This window comes from Streptosporangium sp. H16 (assembly GCF_051918855.1).
Classification (GTDB): Bacteria; Actinomycetota; Actinomycetes; order Streptosporangiales; family Streptosporangiaceae; genus Streptosporangium.
On the sequence record NZ_JBPXMD010000090.1, the window covers coordinates 1 to 2,762 of the forward strand.

Sequence of the window (2,762 nt, forward strand, 5' to 3'; positions counted from 1 at the left end):
GACTGGGGCGGCAACAACCAGCAGTGGCAGTTCGTCCAGGTCGGCGGAACGACCCCGACCCCCACCCCGACCCCGACGCCGGGTCCGGGCGGTAACTACACCAACCCGGTCGTCTGGCAGGACTTCGCCGACGGCGACATCATCCGGGTCGGCGACGCCTACTACTACTCGGCGTCGACGATGCACTACTCGCCCGGCGCGCCGATCCTGCGCTCCTACAACCTGGTCGACTGGGAGTACGCGGGCCACTCGGTCCCGCGCCTGGACTTCGAGTCCAACGCCTACGACCTCAACGGCGGCCGGGCCTACGTGAAGGGCATCTGGGCCTCGACGCTCAACTACCGGCCGAGCAACAGCACGTACTACTGGATGGGCTGCACCGAGTTCAACCGCACCTACGTCTACACCGCCTCCGCCGTGGACGGCACCTGGACCAAGCGCGCCCGGATCAACAACTGCTACTACGACGCCGGCCTGCTCGTCGACGACAACGACACCATGTACGTCGCCTACGGCAACGGCACGATCAGCGTCGCCCAGCTCTCGGCCGACGGTCTCAGCCAGGTGCGCGCCCAGCAGGTCTTCCAGACCCCCTCCAGCGTCGGCACCCTTGAGGGCGCCCGCTTCTACAAGCGCAACGGCTACTACTACATCTGGCTGACCCGCCCGGCCAACGGCCAGTACGTGCTGCGCTCCAGCAGCCCGTTCGGCCCGTACGAGATGCGCCAGGTCCTGCTGAACATGCCCGGCCCGATCTCCGGCGGCGGCGTGCCGCACCAGGGCGGCCTGGTCCAGACGCAGAACGGCGCCTGGTACTACATGTCGTTCGTCGACGCCTACCCCGGCGGCCGGATGCCGGCCCTGGCACCGATCAACTGGAGCGCCGACGGCTGGCCGACCGTCCAGACGGTCAACGGCGGCTGGGGCGTCAACTACCCGAAGCCGAACATCCAGACCTCCAAGACCGTGGCCTCGATGATCGGCCCGGACACCTTCACCTCGGCCAGTCTCGGCCACCGGTGGGAGTGGAACCACAACCCCGACACCGGCCGCTTCTCCACCGGCAACGGCCTGCGCCTGCAGACCGCGACCGTCACCAACGACCTCTACAACGCCCGCAACACCCTGACCCACCGCATCCAGGGCCCGTCGTCGACCGCGACGATCGAGCTCGACTACTCGGCGATGGCCAACGGTGACCGGTCCGGGCTGGCGATGCTCCGAGATCAGTCGGCGTGGATCGGCGTCAAACGCGACAACGGCGTCAACCGGGTCGTGATGACCAACGGCCTGACCATGAACAGCAGCTGGGCCACCACGGGCACCGGCACCGAGGCGGCGAGCGCGAACATCTCGGGCGGCAAGATCTGGTTGCGGGTGAACGCCGACATCCGGCCGGGATCCGGCAGGCAGGCCCGGTTCTCCTACAGCACCGACGGCGTGAACTTCACCGCGCTCGGACCGGCCTTCACGTTGAACAACGCCTGGCAGTTCTTCATGGGCTACCGCTTCGGCATCTTCAACTACGCCACCCAGTCACTGGGCGGAGCGGTGACCGTGAACCGGTTCGACCTCACCACACCGTGAAACCAGAAAGGTAGCCCGTGATGCACCCCCCAAACCGCTCGGCCCGGCCTTCCGGGCGCACCCGGCTGCGGAGATTCCTGTCCATCCTGAGCGCCGCCGTGGTCGCCATCGGCGTGTCGGCTGCGATCTCCGCTCCGGCGGACGCAGCCTCCACGCTGGGCGCGTCGGCGGCCGAGAGAGGCGGCCGCTACTTCGGCGCAGCCGTCGCCGCCGGCAGGCTCGGTGACTCCACCTACGTCAACATCCTGAACCGCGAGTTCAACTCGGTGACCGCCGAGAACGAGATGAAGTGGAGCTCCACCGAGCCCCAGCGCGGCAGCTTCAACTACACCAGCGCCAACCGGATCGTGAACCACGCCCTGGGACAGGGCATGAAGATCCGCGGTCACGCCCTGCTCTGGCACCAGCAGCAGCCCGGCTGGGCCCAGGGCCTGTCCGGTTCCGACCTGCGCAATGCCGCGATCAACCACGTCACCCAGGTCGCCACCTACTTCCGCGGCAAGATCGATTCCTGGGACGTCGTGAACGAGGCGTTCGCCGACGGCGGCAGCGGCGGTCGGCGCGACTCCAACCTGCAGCGCACCGGCAACGACTGGATCGAGGCCGCCTTCCGGGCCGCCGACGCCGCCGACCCGGGTGCCAAGCTCTGCTACAACGACTACAACACCGACGGGATCAACGCCAAGAGCACCGGCATCTACAACATGGTGCGCGACTTCAAGGCGCGCGGCGTGCCGATCGACTGCGTCGGCTTCCAGTCCCACCTGGGCGGCTCCATCTCCGGTGACTACCAGGCCAACCTCCAGCGCTTCGCCGACCTCGGCGTCGACGTCCAGATCACCGAGCTCGACGTGGCCCAGGGGTCCAACCAGGCCAACATCTACGCCACCGTGACCCGGGCGTGCCTGGCGGTCTCCCGGTGCAACGGCATCACCGTCTGGGGCATCCGCGACAGCGACTCCTGGCGCACCGGGGAGAACCCGCTGCTGTTCGACGCCTCCGGCAACAAGAAGGCCGCCTACACCAGCACGCTCAACGCCCTCAACGGCGGTTCCACCAACCCGACCCCGACGCCGACGCCGACCTCCGGCGGGCCAATCGACACCAACGCCTGGTACGTCCTGGTCAACCGGACCAGCGGCAAGGCCCTGGACGTCTACGGCCTGTCCACGGCC

Annotated in this window: 2 protein-coding genes; both read left to right on the forward strand. The window is 68.1% G+C overall.

Features of this window, described 5'->3' with window-relative positions:
- The coding region (locus ACTOQ2_RS43725) for a glycoside hydrolase family 43 protein (RefSeq protein ID WP_440107905.1) at positions 1–1,587 on the forward strand (1,587 nt) is incomplete at its 5' end.
- Between the two features lie 20 nt (positions 1,588–1,607).
- Positions 1,608–2,762, forward strand: a 1,155-nt coding sequence (locus ACTOQ2_RS43730) for an endo-1,4-beta-xylanase (protein ID WP_440107907.1), incomplete at its 3' end; no start/stop codon positions are given.